This window comes from Sediminibacterium sp. FW305-C-269 (genome assembly GCF_058231045.1).
The window spans coordinates 702,115-726,880 of the sequence record NZ_JBIQXQ010000002.1 but is presented as its reverse complement, the minus strand read 5'-3'; the positions used below and the strand labels follow the sequence as shown (position 1 = coordinate 726,880).

Annotated in this window: 14 protein-coding genes and 1 CRISPR repeat array; of the genes, 7 read left to right on the top strand and 7 right to left on the bottom strand. The window is 44.6% G+C overall.

Translation table 11 applies throughout. From position 1 onward, the window contains the following. Positions 1-10: 10 nt before the first annotated feature. From ACH3Y6_RS08460 to ACH3Y6_RS08430, 7 genes are all read right to left on the bottom strand, one after another. Positions 11-1,252: a sulfate adenylyltransferase subunit 1 gene (locus tag ACH3Y6_RS08460; protein ID WP_490835165.1), complete on the bottom strand. Its 1,242-nt coding sequence runs from the start codon at positions 1,250-1,252 to the stop codon at positions 11-13. A 44-nt stretch (positions 1,253-1,296) separates the two neighbouring features. Continuing rightward, the gene (cysD, locus tag ACH3Y6_RS08455) at positions 1,297-2,205 is read right to left on the bottom strand and encodes a sulfate adenylyltransferase subunit CysD (RefSeq protein WP_490835164.1); all 909 of its coding nucleotides are present in this window, start codon (positions 2,203-2,205) and stop codon (positions 1,297-1,299) included. Positions 2,206-2,226: 21 nt separating this feature from the next. Continuing rightward, positions 2,227-2,946 (bottom strand): phosphoadenylyl-sulfate reductase, encoded by a 720-nt coding sequence (locus tag ACH3Y6_RS08450; protein ID WP_490835163.1) that lies wholly within the window; start codon positions 2,944-2,946, stop codon positions 2,227-2,229. A 283-nt stretch (positions 2,947-3,229) separates the two neighbouring features. Beyond that, positions 3,230-5,593, bottom strand: a complete 2,364-nt coding sequence (locus ACH3Y6_RS08445; RefSeq protein ID WP_490835162.1) for an alpha-L-rhamnosidase-related protein — start codon at positions 5,591-5,593, stop codon at positions 3,230-3,232. Between the two features lie 19 nt (positions 5,594-5,612). Then, positions 5,613-6,665 (bottom strand): cellulase family glycosylhydrolase, encoded by a 1,053-nt coding sequence (locus tag ACH3Y6_RS08440; RefSeq protein ID WP_490835161.1) that lies wholly within the window; start codon positions 6,663-6,665, stop codon positions 5,613-5,615. 37 nt (positions 6,666-6,702) lie between these two features. Continuing rightward, positions 6,703-9,420 carry a family 78 glycoside hydrolase catalytic domain gene (locus ACH3Y6_RS08435; RefSeq protein WP_490835160.1) on the bottom strand — a complete coding sequence of 906 codons (2,718 nt, stop codon included), beginning with the start codon at positions 9,418-9,420 and terminating at the stop codon, positions 6,703-6,705. Between the two features lie 168 nt (positions 9,421-9,588). Further along, positions 9,589-10,512, bottom strand: coding sequence for a hydroxypyruvate isomerase family protein (locus ACH3Y6_RS08430; RefSeq protein WP_490835159.1), 924 nt, complete (start codon positions 10,510-10,512; stop codon positions 9,589-9,591). A gap of 53 nt (positions 10,513-10,565) precedes the next feature. Here ACH3Y6_RS08430 and ACH3Y6_RS08425 point away from each other — a divergent pair, with 53 nt between their 5' ends. The 7 genes from ACH3Y6_RS08425 (at position 10,566) to ACH3Y6_RS08395 (ending at position 24,708) form a co-directional block, all read left to right on the top strand. Next, on the top strand, positions 10,566-11,567 hold the full coding sequence (locus ACH3Y6_RS08425) for an FAD:protein FMN transferase (RefSeq protein WP_490835158.1): 1,002 nt from the start codon (positions 10,566-10,568) through the stop codon (positions 11,565-11,567). Between the two features lie 244 nt (positions 11,568-11,811). Continuing rightward, positions 11,812-15,540 carry a type II CRISPR RNA-guided endonuclease Cas9 gene (gene cas9, locus ACH3Y6_RS08420; RefSeq protein WP_490835157.1) on the top strand — a complete coding sequence of 1,243 codons (3,729 nt, stop codon included), beginning with the start codon at positions 11,812-11,814 and terminating at the stop codon, positions 15,538-15,540. Between the two features lie 345 nt (positions 15,541-15,885). Continuing rightward, positions 15,886-16,632: a DUF6261 family protein gene (locus ACH3Y6_RS08415; protein WP_490835156.1), complete on the top strand. Its 747-nt coding sequence runs from the start codon at positions 15,886-15,888 to the stop codon at positions 16,630-16,632. Between the two features lie 79 nt (positions 16,633-16,711). Continuing rightward, positions 16,712-17,626: a type II CRISPR-associated endonuclease Cas1 gene (gene cas1, locus ACH3Y6_RS08410; RefSeq protein WP_490835155.1), complete on the top strand. Its 915-nt coding sequence runs from the start codon at positions 16,712-16,714 to the stop codon at positions 17,624-17,626. Beyond that, complete coding sequence (gene cas2 / locus ACH3Y6_RS08405) at positions 17,623-17,970, top strand: CRISPR-associated endonuclease Cas2 (protein WP_490835154.1); 348 nt, start codon at positions 17,623-17,625, stop codon at positions 17,968-17,970. Before cas1 ends, cas2 begins: the two co-directional genes overlap by 4 nt. A gap of 146 nt (positions 17,971-18,116) precedes the next feature. Beyond that, positions 18,117-22,239: a CRISPR direct-repeat array (repeat unit 47 nt; unit sequence GTTGTATAAGAGCTAAGTTACATTACAATTTGAAAGCAAATCACAAC). A gap of 159 nt (positions 22,240-22,398) precedes the next feature. Then, the gene (locus ACH3Y6_RS08400) at positions 22,399-23,361 is read left to right on the top strand and encodes a formylglycine-generating enzyme family protein (protein WP_490835153.1); all 963 of its coding nucleotides are present in this window, start codon (positions 22,399-22,401) and stop codon (positions 23,359-23,361) included. 18 nt (positions 23,362-23,379) lie between these two features. Then, the gene (locus tag ACH3Y6_RS08395; RefSeq protein WP_490835152.1) at positions 23,380-24,708 is read left to right on the top strand and encodes a Gfo/Idh/MocA family protein; all 1,329 of its coding nucleotides are present in this window, start codon (positions 23,380-23,382) and stop codon (positions 24,706-24,708) included. The last annotated feature ends 58 nt before the right edge of the window (positions 24,709-24,766 follow it).

Sequence of the window (24,766 nt, the reverse complement as noted above, 5' to 3'; positions counted from 1 at the left end):
ATAAACGATTTTATTGTATCATACAGGCCCCTACAGTTACATGGCTGGTTTCATCGATCAGAATAGCCCCGCCGTTCACGCGCAGGTCCTTATAGGCATCGTATGCAACAGGCGAAGCTGTTTTAATGGTTGCCCGTACCACTTCATTCAAGCCCACGGTTCCGGGTAAAACCTCCTGCTGCAGTGAATTCACATCTAACTTATAACGGATCTCTTTGACAATGCTTTTCACCTGGCGGCTGTTGATCTGTAACAGGTAACGGTTACCTTCTGCAAGCGGTTTGCTGCCCATCCAGCAAAGCAGTACATCCAGTTCCTGTGAGATATTCGGAAGGTCGTGGGATGCTACGATCACATCCCCCCTGCTGACATCCACATTATCTGCGAGATGCAACACAGCGCTTTGCGGTGCAAAGACTTCTTCCACTTCCCTGCCGCCCACTTCGATCCTGCTGATGCTGGTCTGCAGACCGGAAGGGAGTATCGTTACGGGGTCTCCTTTTTGATAAATACCGCTGATGAGTTTACCGGCGTATCCGCGATAATCGTGCAACAGATCGGTCTGCGGGCGGATCACGTACTGTACCGGGAAACGGGCATGCTGCAGGTCTGTATCGTTCTGTACCTCCACATTTTCCAGCAGGTTCAGCAAGGTTTCTCCCTCGTACCAGGAGAGACGTTCAGAGCGGTCCACGATATTATCGCCATGCAGGGCACTGATGGGTATATAGGTCACCTGCGGCAGACCCAATGAAGCCGCCACTGCCGCATAATCGATGACAATATTGTTATAGATATCCTGCGAATAATCCACCATATCCATTTTATTCACTGCCACCACCACATGCGGAATATTCAGCAACGACGCAATGATGGAATGGCGACGGGTCTGCTCAATCACCCCATGCCTGGCATCGATCAGAATAATGATGAGGTTGGCATTGGAAGCCCCCGTCACCATATTACGGGTGTACTGGATATGACCGGGCGCATCGGCGATGATGAACTTTCTTTTGGGCGTGGAAAAATATTTATAGGCCACATCGATCGTGATGCCCTGTTCGCGTTCTGCGCGCAGGCCATCGGTGAGCAAAGCCAGGTCTATATCGCCTTCTTCCCGGTTGCGTGTCTGTTTTTCGATCGCTTCCAGCTGGTCGATCATGATCGACTTGCTGTCGTAGAGCAAACGGCCAATCAAAGTACTTTTGCCGTCGTCTACACTTCCTGCGGTGATGAATCTGAGGATGTCCATGGGTATATAATGAGTGAATGATAGAATGAGTGAATGGGGGTGGGTTAGAAATAGCCGCTTTTTTTTCGGTCTTCCATGGCGGCTTCGGATACTTTATCGTCGATACGGGTTTCTCCGCGCTCGCTGGTTTTGGTGGCGATGATCTCGCTGATGATATCATCGATCGTGGTGGCATTCGATTCTACGGCTGCGGTACAGGTCATATCACCCACCGTACGGTAGCGGACCCGGCGTGTACTGATCTTATCGGTTTCCTCCCGTTGAATGAATGCAGACAATGCCACCAGCTGGCCTTCGTGTTCCAGCACTTCACGGTCGTGGGCAAAATAGATCGAAGGCAGTTCAATGTTTTCGCGGCGGATATAATTCCAGATATCCAGTTCTGTCCAGTTACTGATCGGAAACACCCGTACGTTTTCGCCCTTGTGTATGCGCCCGTTGTAGGTATTCCACAGTTCGGGGCGCTGCAGTTTGGGATCCCACTGACCAAATTCATCCCGCACGGAAAAGATCCTTTCTTTGGCGCGCGCTTTTTCTTCATCGCGACGGGCTCCGCCAATGCAGGCATCAAACCCGAACTCCTGAATGGTATCCAGCAAAGTGAAGGTCTGCAATGCATTCCTGCTGGCGAATTTGCCTTTGGGTTCGGCCAGGTTCTGTTGACGGATAGTGTCTGCCACATACCGGACGATCAGCTTCTCCCCCGTTTTTTCCGCCAGCGCATCCCTGAAATCCAGTGCTTCCTGAAAATTGTGACCGGTATCGATATGCACCAGTGGAAAAGGAAATTTCCCGGGACGAAACGCTTTCAATGCCAGGTGAACCAGGGTAATGGAATCCTTTCCGCCACTGAATAACAAAGCAGGTTTTTCAAACTGTCCGGCCACTTCACGCATGATGTGAATGGCTTCTGATTCTAACTGCTCAAGATGATCCAAATGATATTTCGACATTTTTCTGGTATAATAGTTTGATCAATGTTGTTTTTCGTGTAAGCCACATTCTTTTTTGCTGTTATCCTCCCACCACCAGCGACCGGCTCTAAAATCTTCCCCAGGTCTGATGGCACGGGTACAGGGGGCGCAGCCAATACTCACAAATCCTTTATCGTGCAGCGGGTTATAAGGAATTGCCTGTTCATCGATGGCGGCTTTTACCTGGCTGGCTGTCCAGTGCAGCAGCGGGTGATATTTGAGCAGCTGGTTGGTATCATCCCATTCCAGCAAGGGCAGGTCATGACGTGCAGAAGAATGTTCCGAACGCAAACCGGTGATCCAGACTGCATTGCCTGCCAACGCCCTTTTCAGGGGCACCACTTTGCGGATATGGCAACAGGTTTTCCGGTTCTCCACAGAATCATAAAACGCATTGGGACCATTCTTTACAATGAATGCCTCCAACAATTCCCGATCAGGGTAATAGGCTTTGATGGGTAATCCATACCGTTGCAGGGTACTACTCCATACCGAATAGGTTTCCGGAAACAAACGGCCTGTGTCTAATGTAAACAGGGTGATAGGTAAAGCCGTTTCTGCTATCGCTTGAGTGATCACCTGATCCTCCAGACTGAAACTGGTAGAAAAAGTAACCCTGTTCGGATACTGCTGCCAAAGCAGGTGAAGCGCATCCTCTATGCTGAGCTGACTGACTTGACTGTAAAGTTGATCGAATTGTGATTGTGAAAAAGCTTCCATGGTAAACGTGTTGGTGTAGAAAAGACTTGACTAGCTGTTGGTCAGCAGCAACAACACGGATAACATTTTAGTGAGGTGGAAGCGAATAACATAATAGTCTACTTGTTTAATAGGACAAATATATAGTCTATATAAATACTAGACAATATTATTTTAGCGTTTGACAATTTTTTTACAATGTCATCGCACAAATAGACGAATGTTTGTTAGTATTGAACAAATAGGTAGCTGACTTTCAGGCAAAACCGGAAACTGCCTTTACAAAAGAATCGTTCACAAAAGATCAAAGCAGGATGCGTTGTTCACCACCATGCAAAACAACGTGTTTACCCTTCCAGATAAATTCTCCGGAAATTTTTTTGGGGAGATGGATACGTGCTTCTATCCCGTTATTGTTTCTGCGTTGCAGGTTTACTTTGATATTCCCATCCGGGTGCGGCATTTCTCCTGCAGCAAATGTTAATTCGCCCAATGCCGGTTCGATCCTTACGGTGGCAAAACCTGGTGATGCAGGAACGATGCCGCAGATGGTTGCCAGGAAATCGTAGTTAGGGCTAGAACTCCAGGCATGACAATCAGATCTGGTCGGATCGGGATTTTCTGCGAACGTGGTGAGTCCGTTAGCGATCATTCCCCGCCAGGGCGTCAGCTGAGAATAATACCTATCGGCCATGCCCGCTTTTTTCAATGCCCGGTTCAGGTAAAACCGATAATAGAAAGTAGCCTGGCTCAGCGATGTATCGTGCAGAATTTTATCGAGTACCTTTTGTTCATCTGTATTGGGTATTGCTCCCGTTAAGATGGCCATGATACCCGCATGCTGACTGAATGTTTTCTTTTGCGGCGTATTCGCCATCAGCATTTTGTTTACATCAAAACACTGCCGGTATACGGCTTTGTTCAGCTGGTCGGCCAGTTGCCGGTAATGTTCAGCTTCGGCTTTTTTTCCAAAGCCGGAAAACAAGGCAGCGGCCTGCTGCAGGGTGGCTACATATTGTAGTGTGATCACGGAAGAATTACCATCGGTTGCGCCATCCGGCACACCACCTGGGAAAGCCAGGTTCCAGTCCACAAAACCCCACCATTGCATGGGTCCCAGCATTTGTTTGCTGCGGTCTATCTTTTGTTCATACCAATCCAACACCCCCATAACCGGCACCAGGAAATTTTGGATGAAAGCTGGATCTTTCCGGTGCATCCAGTAATCATACACCATCGACACCCAGTACAAAGAAAATGGCGGGATCACCTGCAGTCGGTTGCTGGGGTATCGCCCCTGTGTCAATCCTTCGGGTACCCTTGAATGGTAAAAATCCAACAGTGCTTTGCGCATTAAACGGTCGTCGCCGGTAACATATAAGGATATCAGCGACTGGATACGGGTATCGCCTTCATACTGCAATTGTTCATAATACGGGCAATCAAAATAAGTTTCACCCGCACAGAGCTGTGCGGTTCGCCAGCCAATGTCCCAGATACGCTGCAGAGAACTATCATTGCTGGTGAATGATGCTTTTACCGTGAAGGGGTAACCCGTAGCGGATCCATAGAGGTCATTGATCTGTAAAGGCTCATCGCCTGTTGTTATATCCAGTTGCAGGTAACGATAGGTACGGAACCAGAGCGGACGAAAATGCCGGTTCTCTCCTCCATCAGGTAAAAAAATATCATAATTACCTTTGATGGTCTTCCCGCTGATATCATCCCGGTTTCCTTTTACACCGTTCTTATCGAACAAGGCTTCGGCATAGGTCATGGTAACAGCCGATCCCTTGCCCTTGCTGACAAACAATTCCGGATATGCAACAGCATTATACGCCTGGTCGAACAGAATGGAGACCGTTTGGTGTGCGGGTATGCGCAAAGCCGTTTTTCCCTGCAGGAAACCGGCGGGTGTTTGTATGTGGTCCTCTCTTCGAACTGCTATCAGCCGCTGTGCCGTTTCTTCCATCAATGGAATATTCCGGGGTTGCAGGGTCCAGAGATTATCGGTTCCGTAGCCCGCTGTTACCGGGTTACTGATTTTACGACCAGCTTGCCAGTGATGATCATCGTAACCGGGTTGTTCCCATCCCCAGGGATAGGCAGCTGCATTGACACGATCTCCGGGTCCGACCACCATATAAGTTTGCAAACGGGAGCCGTTATCGGTGGAGCAGGGTGTATATGCCGTATCATGCAACACTTTCCAGCTTTCGTTGGTATTGATGATATGCTCTGGGCGACTATTCCCCTGCAATACAAAAGCGGTCTGGTTACTGATCTGCGCCACCGGGGCATGTTCGCCCATATTCCATACCAATGCGGCAATGGTATTGCTGCCGGCCTGCAGGTAAGGCGCTATATCCAGGGTTTCAAAATACCAGTTATACAGATCACCACGTGCAGGGCCACTGCACACGGCTTTCCCATTCACAAACAATCGATACCGGTTATCGGCCGATACATGCACCGGGAAAGCAGCGGGTTTTTCTGCCAGAGAAAATGTTTTCCGAAAATGATAGACTCCATAATCCCGTTGCGGTACTCCGGGACATGTAATCCAGGATGCTGACCAGCTTTTTCTCAACAAGTCAGGATGTATTGCCTGTTGTGCGTGGATGTTCATCATCCAGCAACAGCAGAGCAGGGTAAACAATTTTCGCATGGCAGTGAGCTTGCTTCGGTTAACGGTTGGTGAGTTTGCGGATCAGGTCCACTTCTTCCTGGCGGTACGGTGTTCCATCGGGCCGGAAAATATCATGGAACCATTCCTTGGGTTGTGAGCCATCTTTCAGTGGCGTATCCCAGGCAAAAATGGTATTGGTTTTACCACTCACAAATCCCCAGTTGATGGCTCCTACATTGTATCTTTTAAGCATGGGCATAATGTTGCTGAAATAACTGTTCCTGGTACGGGCCATATATTCCGTGCAGATCATAGGCCTGCCGAATGCTTTGAGCACCTGTATTACCCGGCGGTGTTTATCGGGCTCCTCGTAATTATGATAAGTAATGATATCAGAGTTCTGCGCCATGAATACATTAAACTTCTCCAGGCCCCAGTCCCACAATCCCGCACTGATCGGCTGGCTTGGGTTTACTTTACGGGCCCACTCGAATACCTTTTTCAGTAATACCAGCGAAGAATCTTTTTTGCCGCTGTTACCGGGTTCGTTGTACAGGTCCCACAGAAGAATGCGTTTGTCATCTTTAAAATGCGTGAGCACATCCGTTACATATTTCTCAAGCATCGGATAAATGGTCACATCATTCGAAGCAGGTTGCCCCGGGTCCTGCATCCAGCCTGAATTATGAATACCTGTCTGGGGTTCTGGCTGTTTTCCGGGCTGCGGTACTTTGTTCCAGCAGTCATCAAAGAACACAAAAACGGGTTCAATCTTATGTTTGGCACAGATCCCCAGGAAACGACCCATCCGTTGCTTGAACCCTTCCGGATCCTGTTTCCAGGCCAGGCTGTGCAGGTATACCCGAAGGGTGTTAAAACCCAGTCCTTCCGCCCAACCCAGTTCCTTATCGATTGTTGCAGGATCAAAAGTATCAGCCTGCCACATTTCCAGCTGGTTGATGGCATTTGCCGGAATATAATCCGCACCCGCCAGCCAGGCATGCTTGCTGTACCATTCATTGGCTTTTTCGATGGACCATTGCTGGGCACTGGCAGATATACTGATAACCAGAACGGAAAGGAGAAAGAGAGATCTGAAGAGGGATTTCATAATGAGTGAATGAGTGGATGAGTGAATGAGTGAATGATCAATTTTGTTTACTGTTGAAATGATAGTGACCGGAGCCAAGGGAAAGGGATACATAACCATTGCTGGTTTCGAGTATTTTGACATCTTTATTACCTGCAACCGGCAGGCCATTCTCGGTGACCGCATCTACAGTTTTGGCGGGGATAAATACAGTAGAGCGGGTATTGGCGGGGATCTCAACATCCATCTGAATACTGCCATTACCAAGTTTCCAGGAGCTGCTCAGTGTTCCGTAATAGGTTTGCAGGCTCGCAGCCGCCTCCTTGAAACTTCCTCCGATATGGGGTTGTATTTTACTGTGTTTGTATCCTGTTCCGTCTTCATATGTGTCAAGTCCCACCATGGTCCGATACATCCAATCGCCAATGGCGCCGTATGCATAATGATTATAAGAATTCATGGAGGGCACCTGGAAAGAGCCGTCGGGTTTAATACCGTCCCATCTTTCCCAGATGGTGGTGGCACCCATTTTCACCGGGTATAACCAGGAAGGATAGGTTTCCTGCTGCAACAGGGTGTAAGCAAGATCAAGGTATCCGAAACGGGTAAGTACATGACAGAGATACGGGGTCCCCAGGAAACCGGTTGTCAGGTGATTACCATAACTTTTTACGTTCTCTGCCAATCGCTCAGCAGCCTGTGCCCGCAGGTTGTCGGGTAACATATCAAAATTCAATGCCAGCACATACGCAGTTTGTGTACTGGATACCAGTCGGCCACTGGGTGTGAGGTATTCTTTGACAAATGCTTCTTTGATCCTGTTCAACAATGATTCATACTGACTCACATCCGCGGTTTTATCCAATACCCTGGCTGCATTGAGCAGGATCTGTGTAGAATGTGCGTAAAAACATTGGGCTATCAGGTATTTATCTGTAACCGCAGCCCTGCCGTCGTTATCATCGTTCGGGCGAAAGAACAGCCAGTCTCCAAAATGAAAACCTTTGTTCCAGAGATCGTCCTTGCTGTTATTACGCATGTAGCCCACCCATGCTTTCATACTGCTGTACTGGTTCTCCAGTATTTTACGATCGCCATAAGCCAGGTACATATTCCAGGGAATGATGGTGGCTGCATCCGCCCATCCGGCTGAGCCTGCGGCGCCGGCACCTAAGACATTCGGAACCACGAAAGGCACACTACCTGTTGGCAACTGATCCGCTTCCACATCTTTCAGCCATTTGGTAAAAAAGCTGTGTACGTTCATATTGAAAGCAGCCGTACGTGAAAATGCCTGCGCATCACCTGTCCAGCCAAGTCGCTCATCTCTTTGCGGACAATCGGTGGGTACATCCAGGAAATTGCCTTTTTGCCCCCACTGAATATTATGCTGCAACTGATTGACCAATGCGTGTGAAGAAGAGAATGAACCCGTCACCGGCATATCGGAATACAGTGCAACCGCTGTAAAATTCTCCGGCTTCAGTTCTCCGGGGTAACCTTCCACCTTTATAAATTGAAATCCATGCCAGGTAAAATGCGGTTCAAATATTTCTTCCCCGCCTCCTTTCAGGATATAAGTATCCTGCGCCCTGGCAGCCCGCAGGTTGGTGGTATAAAAATTACCGTTCTTCTCCATCACTTCGGCATGAGACACTACGATCTTATCGCCTGCCTGCCCTTTTACTTTAATGGAAACCCACCCCACCAGGTTCTGGCCAAAATCGATCACCTGATCACCGGAAGGTGTTTTGAAAATGTGTTTGGGCTGAAATATTTCTTTCTTACGGATGGGTTCGTTGTAAGTGCCCACCAATCGGCTCATAGAATGCGAAGCTATTTTTACGCCGCTCCATTTACTATCGTCGTATCCAGGCAGTTCCCAGCCTTTCTTTTCCAAACGCGCATCAATGGTCTCACCATTGTAGATCTCCGAATAACGGATGGCGCCGGTGGTTGACTTCCAGCTGTTATCGGACACAACGTAGTCCGTAGTTCCATCGCTATACGTGATGGCCAGCTGAAACAGCAGGGCAATGTCTTTCCCGTATACATTCCGGTTATTCGAAAAACCGATCACACCACGGTACCAGCCACTACCCAGGGTCACACCAATGGCATTGGTACCCTTGTTCAATAAAGGAGTTACATCATATACCTGGTATTGCAGTCTTTTCTGGTAGGCCGTCCAGCCCGGTGTAAAATAAGCGTCACTGATGCGTTTGCCATTGATCTGTGCCTCATACAAACCATGGGCCGTGATAAACGCTGTGGCGGATACTATTTTTTTTGAGGTCTGAAACTGTTTGCGGAACAGTGGACTGGGACGCATTACTGAATCCTCCACATAACCCGGTTCTATCCACTGCGCTTTCCAATCAGCTGCTTGCAAGTGCCCCATCTGAAAGGTACCGATCCCACTTTGTGCCGGTTGTGTATTGTTATTGTCCCAAACCTGCACCTGCCACTGATATTTTTTTCCACTTTGTAAAGCTGTGCCCGCGTATGGCAGATAGACGGATTGATCTGTATTGACTTTACCTGAATTCCAGACAAGGTTCTTTTTATTGCCGGCTTCCCAAACCTGAATGGCATAGGCGGTCTGCACCGTATTACGAACAGATGCATGAATCTGCCAACTGAAACGGGGTGTGTTCTCTTCGACCCCAACCGGATCGGGGCGATTCTCTGTCAGAAGATGTGTTACAGATGTCTGGGCAAAAAGAGCGCTCAGCCATACAGGCATGACAATGAGCAGGCACAACAATTTCTTCATGGCGGAATGATTTACCATCGATTTGAAAATAAGCTGAAAACTATACCAAGTTCTGTATTAACCATCATGAACTGTGCTGCTCTGCCCCGAACAGCTAAACAGGCGCTGAATGATATTGTGATCAAACAAAATGCTGCCGGAATATATCAGACAACCCACCCTACTTCGCTACAGGAAATTATCCGCATCACGGTATGCCTTGATCAGGGCCAGTTCACCTTCTTTACCGGGATGGGCATTACCATGCTCCATACCCAGTATGCCTTTGTATCCTTTACCATGCAGGTGCTTAAAAATATTCCGGTAATTGACTTCACCGGTACCGGGTTCTTTCCGTCCGGGGTTGTCTCCTATCTGGAAATAACCGATCTCATCCCATGCCCGGTTCATATTGGCGATCAGGTTCCCCTCATTGCGTTGCATATGATACATATCGAACAGGATCTTACAGGAAGGACTATTCACCGCTTTACAGATGGCATAGGTCTGATCGGAATAACGCAGGAACAGGTCCGGCGTATCGCTTAACGGTTCCAGCACCATCACCAGTCCGGCAGGTTCCAGTATCTCTGCTCCACGCCGAAGGAACTCGATCACGTTGGCCGTCTGAAAACCCATGGGCAGGCTCCTGTCGTAATTACCGGGCACAACGGTTACCCATTTGGCATGGCAACGTTTGGCCACTTCTACCGCATCTTTACAGTATTGTATGAATTTATCCTTCCATTCTTTTTTACCGCCGGCCATATTGGTAGATAAAGGCCATTTGTCAAACTCCACCACAAATACGCCCATCGACCAGCCCAACTGTTCCAGTGTGTCACCGATGCGTTTCTGCTGTTCGGGTGTGCGACTCATCATTCCATTGTCTTCCAGGGCCCGGAAACCCACCGAATGGGCAAACCTGATCTGGTCTACGATATCCGGCCCGCCATGGTTTTTGAACATACCGTCGTGAATGGCATAAGGCAGATGAAAAGGTTCATTATTGTCGAGCAGCTCTTTTTTGTTCTGTGCAGAGAATGCAGCCGTAGCGGTTACCAGCGAGCCCCCGGCCAATAAAGTCTGCTGCATGAATTTTCTTCTTTGCATATACCTTTTTTTTGTGCTTAAATTTACTGATATCACTGTAACAAACCGGCACTTTGCAAAAACAAATCCTTTTCTTTTTTTCCACGCTGCTGTTAACAGGACAGCTGCATGCGCAGGCACGGAAATTTCATTTTACCCAACAGAAAATGGGCTCTCCCTTCAACCTGGTGCTGGTTTCGGACGATTCCGTTAAAGCCGCTTCACTGGCTACACAATGTTTTGCGCTGGTGGATTCGCTGAACCGGATCTTCAGTGACTACGACAGCAGCAGCGAATTAAGCCGGCTGAATGCACAGGCAGGAAAAACAGCCAGTCCTGTTTCTTCCAGATTGTGGAAAGTCATTTTACAGAGCAAAGCAGCTTATCAGCAAAGCTGGCATGCTTTTGATATTACGGTTGGGCCGCTGAGCCGTTTGTGGCGAAAAGCCAGGAAAGAAAAAATATTTCCGGACAGTAGCCATATTATGCGGGCAAGGGAATCAGTAGGATTTGAGCAGGTGCAGATGAACCCTTCTGATTCGAGTATCCTGTTAGCAAAAACAGGCATGCTGCTCGACCTCGGCGGTATTGCCAAAGGGTATACGGCACAGGAAGTGATCCGCTTTTTACAGGCAAGAGGTATCACACAGGCCCTGTTGGATGCGGGCGGAGATATGGCCATGAGCCAGGCACCACCGGGTAGCAGGGGCTGGACCATTGCTATCAACATTCCTGAAAATACAGACGAACTACTGCCCCGCAGGCTGTTGTTGCAAAACAAAGCGGTGGCCACTTCCGGCGATGTATATCAGTACATAGAACATAAAGGAAAAAAGTATTCGCATATTGTAGATCCCAGAACCGGTTACGGGATCGCTTCACAGCGGAATGTGACCGTGATAGCAGACGATGGCGCTCTGGCCGACTGGCTGGCTACTGCCTGCAGCATCCTGTCTATCGCAGAAGCAAAAAAGCTGGCGGTCCAAAAAGGAGCGGAACTGCTGATCACAGAATTGCGTAACAATCGGATCTTGTATCATGTTACACAGGGGTTTGGGAGGTATTGGAAAAAGTAAATTGATGCAAGAACAGCTGTATCAGCCCCAACAATTGCCCGATAATTTCTATTGAATTTTCCAAAAGGTTATTTATATTTATTCATCCTCCCTCCCCCCGAAATGTCGAAAGCCAAAGACATTCAATAATAGTTGTCATAAAAAAAGCCGAGGCATGACCCCGGCTAAAATGTTTTCACAACGGTAAAACCTTATTGTGATTTGCTTCAAATTGTAAGCTAAATATAGAACTAATATTTATTCTATGAAAATAATTTTAGGCCTTGATGTAGGTGTAAATTCAATCGGGTGGGCATTGATACACGAACCGGAAACTGATAATGAGCAATACAGGATTATTAAGATGGGGAGTCGCATCATCCCTTTAAATCCCACCGAAGCGGATGAATTCACGAAAGGAAATGCCATCAGCAAAAATGCTGACCGAAGAATAAAAAGAGGGGTCAGGCGCGGTTTCCATCGTTATAAAATGCGGAAACACAAATTAACCTCTCTGCTACGCGATCTGGAGATGATGCCCGATGAGGCACTTTTCAGATTGAATGCACTTGACTTATATTCTTTACGGGATAAAGCCATTCACCAGCAACTCAGCTTGCAGGAAATAGGCAGGATCTTTTATCATTTAAACCAAAAAAGAGGATATAAAAGTAACCGGAAAGCCAATAACGAAGAGGAAACAAAGCCCATAACGGTCAATGCACCATCTGAGGAAAAGAAGCCCCAAAAATTAAGTTATACGGATAAGATCAACATACGCGAAGAACATCTTCGGGTAAAAGGGTTAACGATCGGGCAATATTTCCATGAACAATTACAAACCAACAGCCATTTCCGGATAAAAGAAAACATCTTTTTACGAAAAAGCTATGAAGCTGAATTTTTAGCTATCTGGAACAAACAAAAAAACTATTATCCCAACATCCTCACGGAATCTAATCTCCGTAAGTTTTTTAACGAGATCATCTATTTTCAAAGGCCTTTAAAAAGTCAAAAGCATTTGATCAGCGACTGCTTATTTGAATATAGCTATGCAAAAGATAAAAATGGCTCTTTTTTAATGGATGATGCCGGACAAAAAATCAAAATCAAGCCCAAAGCCATCGCCAAGAGTAACCCTTTATTCCAGATTGCCAAGATCTGGCAGGATATCAACCACCTTACAATCCGGGATAAGTCGGGATCAGACATACTACTGACACAGGAACAAAAACAACTTTTATTTGATGAATTAAACAAAAAGGAGAAAATCAGCACTACAGAACTAAAGAAAAAACTCGGCCTTACTCCATCCGATAATTATTATACAAACCTGAAAAAAGACCAGATCGAAGGCAATAAAACGCGCGCAGCATTCCGCAAAGTAATTACGGATGACGAAGCTGACTGTCTACAGTTAGACCTCACTATCATTAATAAAAACTTTACCGACTATTCAACAGGTGAAGTAAGGGAAATACCCGTAATTGACTCCAGTGTTGAGAAGCAACCTCTTTACCGCTTATGGCATTTAGTATATTCCATTGAAGAACCAGAACATTTAATCAGGCACCTGGTGAATGATTTCGGGTTCTCACCGCAACAAGCCGAAAACCTGTCCAAAATAGATTTTTCCAAAACCGGATATGGCAGTATCAGTGCCAAAGCTTATCGGAAAATCATCCCGCAGCTGATGCAGGGGCATACTTATGACAAAGCCTGTTTTTATGCCGGATACAACCATTCGAATTCCATAACGACTGCTGAAAATTTATCCCGGGAACTCGCAGACAAACTAAACCTCTATGCTAAGAACACATTAAGAAACCCCGTTGTTGAAAAAATCATCAACCAGATCATTAACCTGGTCAATACTATTATTGATGAAAAAAGCGGGCTTGTTAGTCGTAAAGACCGCGACAATGACAAATTTGAGATCAGGGTTGAACTAGGCAGAGAGCTAAAACAAAATGCCGAACAAAGGAATAACACGTTCAGCCGTAATAATAAACGGGACACCGAACACAAAGCCATAGCAGAGCGTTTAAAAAGAGAATTGGGATTCACCAGCGTGAGCAGAAGAGACATTGAAAAAGTAAAACTGTTTGATGAATTTGGCGGAGTTTCTCCCTACGAACCCAATCACCCGGTACAGTTAAGAGAATTATTTAATGGCGATTATGAAGTAGAACATATTATTCCTAAAAGCAGGCTGTTTGACGACAGTTTCGCCAATAAAACCATTGCCCGTGTTGCTTTAAATAAGCAAAAAGATAACCTGACGGCTTTTGATTTTATTCATTCATTAGGAGAGCAAAAATTTCATGACTATACGGAGTTTGTAAAAAAACACCATTTCAAAAAAGAGGGTATCAGCCGGACCAAATTGAACTATTTGCTGATGCCAGGCGATAAAATACCGGACGACTTCATTAACAGGCAAATGCGTGAAACAGCTTATATAGCGAGGGAAGTTAAAGGTTTGTTACAGGAAATATCTTACAGGGTATATAGTACTAGTGGCAGTGTAACCGATTACCTTCGGGAAAACTGGGGTATCAACAGGGTATTGCAACACTTGAATTTTGAGAAATATAAAAAAGCGGGATTAACCATTTCCAAAACCATCCAAAAACCAGATGGCAGCATCCACGAAACAGAAGAAATTAAAAAAGACATCTGGAGTAAACGGGATGATCAACGACACCATGCCATTGACGCATTGGTGGTTGCGTTAACTACCCAGGGTATGATACAGAAACTGAACCGGCTCAACCAGAACCATGCCAACCAGCGGGAACTGAAAGAAAGCGGCTATAAATTTCCCGAACCCTGGAAAGGTTTTGTGAAGGATGTCATGAATGCAACTGAACAGATCTTAGTCAGTTACAAAGCAGGAAAGAAAGTTTTTACCAAAAACAAAAACAGGATCTTCAGCAATAACAAACTCATAAAAGAAACCGAGGAACTGACACCAAGGGGTTTCCTGCACAAAGAAACCGTATATGGGCAGATCAAAAGATTCGAAAAACTGGCTCTTACACCCAAATTCAACCGGTGGGACAGCATCGTTCATCCATCCATTCGAACTGAGCTGGAGCAAAGACTTGCAGCAAATAATAACGACCCTAAAAAAGCATTTGCGGATACTGCCAAAAGTCCTTTACCCGATCATCTTAAAAAGATCTCCGTATTTAAGAATGAATTTGTAGTACGATACAATCTGGATGGCAATTTTAAAGCTGCTGATGCCGAATATATTGTTGATGAAAACATTAAAAAGCTGGTTAAGGAAAGACTGCAACAGCATAACAATAATCCAAAAGAAGCTTTTAAAAATCTGTTGGAAAACCCGATCTGGTTGCACGAAAAGAAACAAATACCCATTAAAGCGGTACGCTGTTTTACCGGATTAACCGACCTCACGCCATTGCATAGAAATCTGGAAGGCGAAGCCATAGACTTTGTAAGCACCCGGAACAACCACCATATTGCCCTTTATAAAGACAAAGAGGGCAACCTGCAGGAGAATGTTGTTACTTTCTGGGATGCACTGGAAAGGAAAAAGAACAACCTGCCCATTGTCATCAAAAATCCTTCAGGTATATGGGACCAGATATTAATTGATGGTTTCGACAATCAAACGATTCTCGAAAAATTACCCAGGGATGATTGGGAATTTATGACAAGTCTATCGCAAAATGAGGTTTTCGTTTTTGGATTTACTATTGACGAGTTACAAAAGTTATTATCGACGAAAGATTTCAAACAAATAAGTCCGCAATTATTTAGGGTTCAAAAAATTGCGACAAAAAATTATTGTTTCAGACATCACCTAGAAACGTCAACCGATGATAAAAAGAATGGCGGAGAGTTATTATCAAAGAAAATCGGAAAACTTATTATCATTCAAAGTCTTGATGCATTTAAAGAAAGAAACCCTATAAAAATCAGATTAAACGCATTAGGCGAGATTGTAAAGATCAACGAATAAATAACCGGCTGCGCCCCCTGGCTTCCCCCACTGACCAGATAAACCGGAACTGAACAAGACTGTTGGTATTGACAAATAGGGTACTGTTATAAAACAGTCACGTTATGTATTGTCTGTTCATTTCCCGCTCCCCTCCTGTTACCATTCCCATTCAGATGGGTTGCCGCATTTCTATGCCCATAGATAACCTGCTGCATAGCAGATCCGGCCTTCTATCTTCCGGGGAACCGTTTACAGGCCTGCATTTACATTTCTATAAGGATAGAATGGGCAAAACAGGACTGTTACCGGCTTCCCGGCAAAACAGATATCATCCGTATCCATTTACACAAAATATTGATAATCATGATCAACAGCATCCCTTTACAAACACTCCGCAACGGTGAGTTTTTGCAATTCATTTCCGATATCCTGGGTATTGTATCGCTGAACGATCCGGCCCGTTTACAGGTATCCGGTCAGTTTACGCAATTGCAGACTGAGTATGCTTCCTTACAGGAACTATTCAAAACAGACCGCAGTAACCCTGTAACAGAAGAAATTATCGCATTGGATATTCGCCGCGATGAAGCGGTTACCGGTATTTCAGCACTGATAAATGCCTTTACTTACCATTTTAATCCAGCCATACGCAACCCGGCCAACCTGTTACAGGCTAACCTGAAACTATATGGAGCAGGCGTAGCCAGGGACAATTATATGAGCGAGACGGCCACCATCAGCAGTATCGTTGGCGACTGGAAAAAGAAACCGGAACTGCAAGCCGCAATTGCCTCCTTGCAGGTTGGTGATTGGTTAACGGAGCTGGAACAGGCCAATACGGCATTCAATACCCGTTATATCTCACGCACACAGGAAATAGGGGCCGCGTCACCGGATAATATCAAACAGAAAAGGGTAAATGTGGCCAACGCCTATTATGCATTACGCAATCATATAGATGCTTATTTCACCATTAACCAGGGGGCAGAACCCTTTGCCAAAGCAGGCAATGAGATCAATGCACTGGTAGACCAGTATAATGCCCTTTTAGTGGGCAGGCTGGTAAAGCCGGCCGATAGCGTTGCAAAAGAACCCAACACGAATGCCTGATCTTATAATGCAGGGCAGGTTTAGTCGTCTGAACAAGCCTGCCCTGCTGATTGATTTCCGGTTCCATCAACTATGTCTTATGATAAAACGAACCCTCTATTTCGGTAACCCCGCCTACTTGAAAACACAGCATGAGCAACTGGTTTTTGAAGGTCTGGACAGTGGTGAAACCAAACAGGTTCCCATAGAAGATATTGGCGTGCTGATCCTGGATAACCAGCAGATCACGATAACCCAGGCCCTGATCGCCAAACTTCTCGCCAATAATGTGGCCCTGGTCACCTGCGATAATACCCACCACCCTACCGGTTTATTATTGAACCTGGACGGGCATAGTTTGCAAAGCCAGAAATTCCAGGCACAACTGGAAGCAACGATCCCGCTTAAAAAACAATTGTGGCAGCAAACCATTACCGCCAAGATCAGGAACCAGGCAACCTTACTGGAATGGCACCGGATCCCTGTAAAAAATATGCAGAACTGGGCATCAGAAGTGAAAAGCGGCGACCCGGAGAACCTGGAAGGAACAGCAGCAGCCTATTATTGGAAGCACCTGTTCACCAATACTGCCGTGGGCGCAGGGTTTAAACGGGAAAGGGAAGGCATGCCTCCTAATAACCTGCTTAATTACGGATATGCCATTTTACGAGCGGTTGTGGCACGCAATATTGTGGCAAGCGGCCTATTGCCCACACTGGGTATTTTTCACCGGAACCAGTACAATGCGTATTGCCTGGCGGATGACCTGATGGAACCTTACCGCCCCTTCGTGGATAAACTGGTATGGGACATGACACGTATGCACGGACTGTTCCTGGAACTAAGCCCCGACATGAAGAAAATACTGCTACAGATCCCTGCCATGGATGTACTGATACGGGAAGAGAAAAGTCCGCTGATGGTGGCCGTACAAAAGACCACCGCCAGCCTGTCTAAATGTTTTGAGGGCAGGATACGAAAAATAGACTATCCGGCATTTGCCAACCTGGTATGAGCCGGCATTATCATACACGTTTAAATGCTTACCGCATTATGTGGGTACTGGTACTGTTTGACCTGCCAACCGAAACCAAAAAAGACAGGAAAGCCTATGCGGTTTTCCGAAAAAAATTATTGGCTGATGGGTTCCAGATGTTTCAGTTCAGCATTTATATGCGGCATTGTCCCAGCCGAGAAAATGCAGATGTACATATTAAACGGGTAAAAAGCTTCTTACCGGTAAAAGGGCATATTGGTATTTTCCAGTTCACCGACAAACAGTTCGGAATGGTAGAACTTTTCTATGGAAAAGACCCGCAAAACACCCAAAGTCCCGTACAACAGCTGGAAATGTTCTGATAATATCCCGATTGGGGATGGCTGGTATACCTGTACAGGACAGGTTTATAACTGAAAACAGGATGAGAAAAACAGGTGGGATCACCCTTTTTTTCATCCTGTTTTCAGGCTAAAATACAATACAGATAAGGCTTTTAGTCAAACCCGTTGTATAAGAGCTAAGTTACATTACAATTTGAAAGCAAATCACAACCCAAAGGCTCACATTGTCTGGATTGAAGGGGTTGTATAAGAGCTAAGTTACATTACAATTTGAAAGCAAATCACAACTAAGAATTTCAGATAGAAAACATGATGCATGTTGTATAAGAGCTAAGTTACATTACAATTTGAAAGCAAATCACAACAGCAACCGTACGGCAGCCGAAAAGCATAAGTTGTATAAGAGCTAAGTTACATTACAATTTGAAAGCAAATCACAACTATAACTTATGAACAACACACATTTTGTAAGTTGTATAAGAGCTAAGTTACATTACAATTTGAAAGCAAATCACAACCTGTGCAGGTTGTGGCTGCTGTTCGGTAGTGTTGTATAAGAGCTAAGTTACATTACAATTTGAAAGCAAATCACAACACCGACTACAACGAACCAATCACCATCCAAGTTGTATAAGAGCTAAGTTACATTACAATTTGAAAGCAAATCACAACTCTGGCTGGTAGTGCCCTTCGTTGTTCTTTGTTGTATAAGAGCTAAGTTACATTACAATTTGAAAGCAAATCACAACAGCAAAGAGCTGACCAAACTTAACGAAGATGTTGTATAAGAGCTAAGTTACATTACAATTTGAAAGCAAATCACAACTGTTTACTCACGTCAACATTTTAAGCCTTCGTTGTATAAGAGCTAAGTTACATTACAATTTGAAAGCAAATCACAACATATAGGCGGGTTTACAAGTGGGCTTCCTGGTTGTATAAGAGCTAAGTTACATTACAATTTGAAAGCAAATCACAACCACGGCTGTGTGAGCCATGATGTTATCAAGTTGTATAAGAGCTAAGTTACATTACAATTTGAAAGCAAATCACAACACGAGCAAGGTGATCAACTGATTACCGTTAGTTGTATAAGAGCTAAGTTACATTACAATTTGAAAGCAAATCACAACGCAAAAGCGTTTGCCCTTGCTTTTCTAAGTGTTGTATAAGAGCTAAGTTACATTACAATTTGAAAGCAAATCACAACCTCCGCACGTGTAACTGTGTTATCGTTCATGTTGTATAAGAGCTAAGTTACATTACAATTTGAAAGCAAATCACAACTAAGAATTTCAGATAGAAAACATGATGCATGTTGTATAAGAGCTAAGTTACATTACAATTTGAAAGCAAATCACAACCTCCCAGGGTTGGCGTGGTGTTTTCATTGGTTGTATAAGAGCTAAGTTACATTACAATTTGAAAGCAAATCACAACACAAATACTGATACCTGTTTTCGATGTCATGTTGTATAAGAGCTAAGTTACATTACAATTTGAAAGCAAATCACAACGGTAAATGTTAAACAATCTTTGTGATACCAGTTGTATAAGAGCTAAGTTACATTACAATTTGAAAGCAAATCACAACCGCCTTAACCTATCAGCACCAGCAGGGGCTGTTGTATAAGAGCTAAGTTACATTACAATTTGAAAGCAAATCACAACTCTTCATCGTAGGTTGCATCATATTTGTAGTTGTATAAGAGCTAAGTTACATTACAATTTGAAAGCAAATCACAACACAGGTGCATCCACTCTCAAAGAGCGTGTAGTTGTATAAGAGCTAAGTTACATTACAATTTGAAAGCAAATCACAACCGCGCGTGTGTGTGCCTTCACTGCCCCGTTGGTTGTATAAGAGCTAAGTTACATTACAATTTGAAAGCAAATCACAACACGCAAAAGCTGAACAATCTTGAAAACCTGGTTGTATAAGAGCTAAGTTACATTACAATTTGAAAGCAAATCACAACACCTGGCCATCTGCCAATACTTGCGGAAAAGTTGTATAAGAGCTAAGTTACATTACAATTTGAAAGCAAATCACAACTACACCGGCCGACTGCCTGGAATGGAAGGCGTTGTATAAGAGCTAAGTTACATTACAATTTGAAAGCAAATCACAACACAAAACTGGTAATTACCATCAATATCCTTGTTGTATAAGAGCTAAGTTACATTACAATTTGAAAGCAAATCACAACTTTATAAACGCAGTTCTGATTGCCTGCCGCGTTGTATAAGAGCTAAGTTACATTACAATTTGAAAGCAAATCACAACTACGTTCCCGGTTTATCCGATTATTTTGATGTTGTATAAGAGCTAAGTTACATTACAATTTGAAAGCAAATCACAACATGAAGTGGTGTGATTCTGTTTATGTTCGGTTGTATAAGAGCTAAGTTACATTACAATTTGAAAGCAAATCACAACCATTCATCGCAGATGTAAACAGTTTTGTTTGTTGTATAAGAGCTAAGTTACATTACAATTTGAAAGCAAATCACAACAGTTTATGATGGTTACAACTTTACAAGGTTGTTGTATAAGAGCTAAGTTACATTACAATTTGAAAGCAAATCACAACAATCTCGATGATCGTATCAATGCACAGGACGTTGTATAAGAGCTAAGTTACATTACAATTTGAAAGCAAATCACAACTAGCCACATGCGCAAAACAATCTTAATCGCGTTGTATAAGAGCTAAGTTACATTACAATTTGAAAGCAAATCACAACTGACAAGCTGCTGCAGTTGAACCAACCGGTGTTGTATAAGAGCTAAGTTACATTACAATTTGAAAGCAAATCACAACGCTTTTGATTTCATCGAGCGGCCCGGTAATGTTGTATAAGAGCTAAGTTACATTACAATTTGAAAGCAAATCACAACGAATACGGCATATAATGCAAGGTTAACCACGTTGTATAAGAGCTAAGTTACATTACAATTTGAAAGCAAATCACAACGGCAACCATGCGATTGTGTTGTGTATTATTGTTGTATAAGAGCTAAGTTACATTACAATTTGAAAGCAAATCACAACCTGGATCGGCGAAGGCTACCCCATGCCGCTGTTGTATAAGAGCTAAGTTACATTACAATTTGAAAGCAAATCACAACCCTGGCTGAACGGGTGCAAACCAAGTACATGTTGTATAAGAGCTAAGTTACATTACAATTTGAAAGCAAATCACAACCAGCGCCGGTACATCTACGCCCACGTAACCGTTGTATAAGAGCTAAGTTACATTACAATTTGAAAGCAAATCACAACAGTGGGGCTACGTTTACTGGTAATGTAAAAGTTGTATAAGAGCTAAGTTACATTACAATTTGAAAGCAAATCACAACTCCTGGCTGGTGATCCCCAGCTGTGGGATGGTTGTATAAGAGCTAAGTTACATTACAATTTGAAAGCAAATCACAACACAAAGAATCACCTTCAGCGACAGCAGACGGTTGTATAAGAGCTAAGTTACATTACAATTTGAAAGCAAATCACAACATATTGATCGTAGGGGTAAGAGGCACCGGTGTTGTATAAGAGCTAAGTTACATTACAATTTGAAAGCAAATCACAACATTTATATGCTATACTCACAAATTGATGTGTTGTATAAGAGCTAAGTTACATTACAATTTGAAAGCAAATCACAACTACATCGAAGTGATCGAGCAGATGATACAGGTTGTATAAGAGCTAAGTTACATTACAATTTGAAAGCAAATCACAACCCGGATATCGAGCTGATCAAAACCGGGTATGTTGTATAAGAGCTAAGTTACATTACAATTTGAAAGCAAATCACAACACAGTCTAGGCAATCCCTATTGGGCGTACAGTTGTATAAGAGCTAAGTTACATTACAATTTGAAAGCAAATCACAACCTAATGGATTTTATGTTAAAAGTGTAATCAGTTGTATAAGAGCTAAGTTACATTACAATTTGAAAGCAAATCACAACTATTGGGTGCTATTTCTTCCAGTTCGTAGTGTTGTATAAGAGCTAAGTTACATTACAATTTGAAAGCAAATCACAACCAGCAGCCATTCAGTTAATGGATTGGCTGTGTTGTATAAGAGCTAAGTTACATTACAATTTGAAAGCAAATCACAACAACGCCAATGTACACATCATACCTAATGCCGTTGTATAAGAGCTAAGTTACATTACAATTTGAAAGCAAATCACAACATTTAAAGGTGCAACATTTCAAACCTGTTTGTTGTATAAGAGCTAAGTTACAGTACAGTTTGAAAGCAAATCACAAAATATTTGTTTTTCACTGCAGCAACCCACTCAACGTACAGATGATCATTTCTCCCAAAAGATCATCAACACTTCCGGTTACACATCTACTTCTGTTCCACAATAATGAATTCGATTTTGATTTTATTAATTCAGTATCTTGACAACTCAAATAATACCCAGTGAAAAGAGTTGTTCTCCTGTTGTTTTTTTCCTTCCTGCTGATAACTGCCAGCTCTCAGCATACGGCAAATCCATTCAGCACTTACGAACAGAAAATACCGGGCAGCAACCAGACTTTCGTCATGAAGCCGATACCCGCGGGTAGTTTTCTGCTGGGTAGCCCTGCCACTGAAAAAAGACGGGATGCAGATGAAGGTCCGCAAAAGAAAATCGCCATCTCCGCTTTCTGGATGAGCGCCCATGAAGTAACGCGGGATGCATTCGATGTTTTTTTTAAAGACGAGAATACCAGCGCCAATGATGATGTGGATGCCATTACCCGGCCCAGTCCTCAGTACATTGATCTCAGCTGGGGCATGGGTAAGGAAGGCGGGTACCCGGTGAACAGCATGTCACAGATGGCCGCATTGATGTACTGCCGCTGGTTATATAACAAAACAGGCCTGTTCTACCGTTTGCCCACTGAAGCCGAATGGGAATATGCCTGCCGTGCGGGAAGCTCCACTGCTTTTTATTTCGGTAACGACAGCACCCAACTGGATCAATATGCCTGGTATGCCGGCAACAGTGAAGACAGATACCACAAAACAGGTGAGAAACTGCCCAATGCCTGGGGGTTATATGATATGCTGGGCAATGTAATGGAATGGACCCTGGATCATTATGAAGCAAACAGGTATGCCAGTCTTACCGCAGGTTCCAAAGATCCGGCAGTAGCCCCCAACAAAGAGAAATATCCCAAAACACTAAGGGGTGGTGGTTTTGCCAGTACGGCCGGTGAACTGCGGAGTGCCAACCGTACGGCATCCGATCCGGAATGGAATGTACGCGATCCGCAGATCCCGCAAAGCAAGTGGTGGCTGACAGATGCCAGCTGGGTAGGTATCCGGCTGGTAAGGCCATTGAAACAACCCGGCACAGCAGAGATCAACCAATTCTTTAAAAAATACCTGGGTCGATAAACTTTAAAAAACAGTAGTATGCAAAACGATGCTTCCAAAAACCCATCAAGGAGGGACTTTGTAAAACAGGGTTCTCTGATCGCCGGCGGATTGATCGCTGCGCCATTGCTTTCCAAAGCCAATTATTTTGCCGGATCGGATGATGTGATCAAAGTGGCCCTTATCGGCTGCGGAGGTCGCGGTACCGGTGCTGCCATGCAGGCGCTGAAAAGCAAACAGAATGTAAAACTGGTGGCTATGGCAGACGCTTTCAAAGACAACCTGGATAAATGTTATGAATCGCTCACCAATAGCGCGGATCCCAAAACCGCGGAAGAGCGTAAACGCATTGATGTTCCTGAGGAAAGAAAATTCTCCGGTTTTGATGCCTATGCCAAAGCCATTCCGCTGGCCGATGTGGTGATACTGGCCACGCCACCCGGATTCCGGCCCATTCATTTTGAAGAAGCCATCAAACAGGGTAAACATGTATTCATGGAAAAACCGGTAGCCACCGACCCGGCAGGTGTGCAGAAAGTGCTGGCCACAGCCGCTATTGCCAAACAGAAGAAACTGAATGTGGTAGTAGGTTTACAACGCCATTACCAAAGCTCTTACCGCGAATTGTACAAACGGAAGGAGATGATCGGCGACATCACTTCGGCCCAGGCCTGGTGGAACAATGATGGCGTATGGGTACGTCCGCGAAAGCCAGGACAAACCGAAATGGAATACCAGATGCGTAACTGGTATTACTTTAACTGGCTCTGCGGAGACCATATCAACGAACAGCATATCCACAACATTGATGTGATCAACTGGTTCAAGGGAAGTTACCCGGTTAAAGCACAAGGTATGGGCGGTCGCCAGGTACGCAAAGGCAAGGACCATGGCGAGATCTTCGATCATCATTATGTTGAGTTCACTTACGCAGATGGCTCCATACTGAACAGCCAATGCCGTCATATACCCGGCACCATGAGTAAGGTGGATGAACTGCTCATCGGCACCAAGGGTAAGATCTTCTGCGGCGCTGCAAATATCACGGATGCTGCGGGTAATGTGGTATACCATTTCGACACGAAGGGAGAACCGAATCCCTACCAGGTAGAGCATGACGAACTGTTTGCCGCCATCGCTAAGGGCGAGTACAAATTTGAGGATGCCGAGAATGGTGCAAAGAGTACTATGACCTCTATCCTGGGAAGAATGGCTACGTATAGCGGACAGGTAGTAAGCTGGGACAAAGCCATCAACTCCGGCCTGGATATCATGCCTAAGGTTTTTGCATGGGATGCGACTCCACCGGTATTGCCAGGTGCAGATGGCTTTTATCCTATTGCTGTACCGGGGGTTACTAAATATTAAAAGCCTCGTAACCGTGCCTTTGTGCCTTGGTGTGCTGATAAATCGTTTTATATATCAC

Bases quoted from the DNA above. Each gene is read 5' to 3' on its own strand.
- ACH3Y6_RS08460 (WP_490835165.1), bottom strand. From the start codon at position 1,252: ATGGACATCCTCAGATTCATCACCGCAGGAAGTGTAGACGACGGCAAA.
- cysD (WP_490835164.1), bottom strand. From the start codon at position 2,205: ATGTCGAAATATCATTTGGATCATCTTGAGCAGTTAGAATCAGAAGCC.
- ACH3Y6_RS08450 (WP_490835163.1), bottom strand. From the start codon at position 2,946: ATGGAAGCTTTTTCACAATCACAATTCGATCAACTTTACAGTCAAGTC.
- ACH3Y6_RS08445 (WP_490835162.1), bottom strand. From the start codon at position 5,593: ATGCGAAAATTGTTTACCCTGCTCTGCTGTTGCTGGATGATGAACATC.
- ACH3Y6_RS08440 (WP_490835161.1), bottom strand. From the start codon at position 6,665: ATGAAATCCCTCTTCAGATCTCTCTTTCTCCTTTCCGTTCTGGTTATC.
- ACH3Y6_RS08435 (WP_490835160.1), bottom strand. From the start codon at position 9,420: ATGAAGAAATTGTTGTGCCTGCTCATTGTCATGCCTGTATGGCTGAGC.
- ACH3Y6_RS08430 (WP_490835159.1), bottom strand. From the start codon at position 10,512: ATGCAAAGAAGAAAATTCATGCAGCAGACTTTATTGGCCGGGGGCTCG.
- cas9 (WP_490835157.1), top strand. From the start codon at position 11,812: ATGAAAATAATTTTAGGCCTTGATGTAGGTGTAAATTCAATCGGGTGG.
- ACH3Y6_RS08415 (WP_490835156.1), top strand. From the start codon at position 15,886: ATGATCAACAGCATCCCTTTACAAACACTCCGCAACGGTGAGTTTTTG.
- cas1 (WP_490835155.1), top strand. From the start codon at position 16,712: ATGATAAAACGAACCCTCTATTTCGGTAACCCCGCCTACTTGAAAACA.
- cas2 (WP_490835154.1), top strand. From the start codon at position 17,623: ATGAGCCGGCATTATCATACACGTTTAAATGCTTACCGCATTATGTGG.
- ACH3Y6_RS08395 (WP_490835152.1), top strand. From the start codon at position 23,380: ATGCAAAACGATGCTTCCAAAAACCCATCAAGGAGGGACTTTGTAAAA.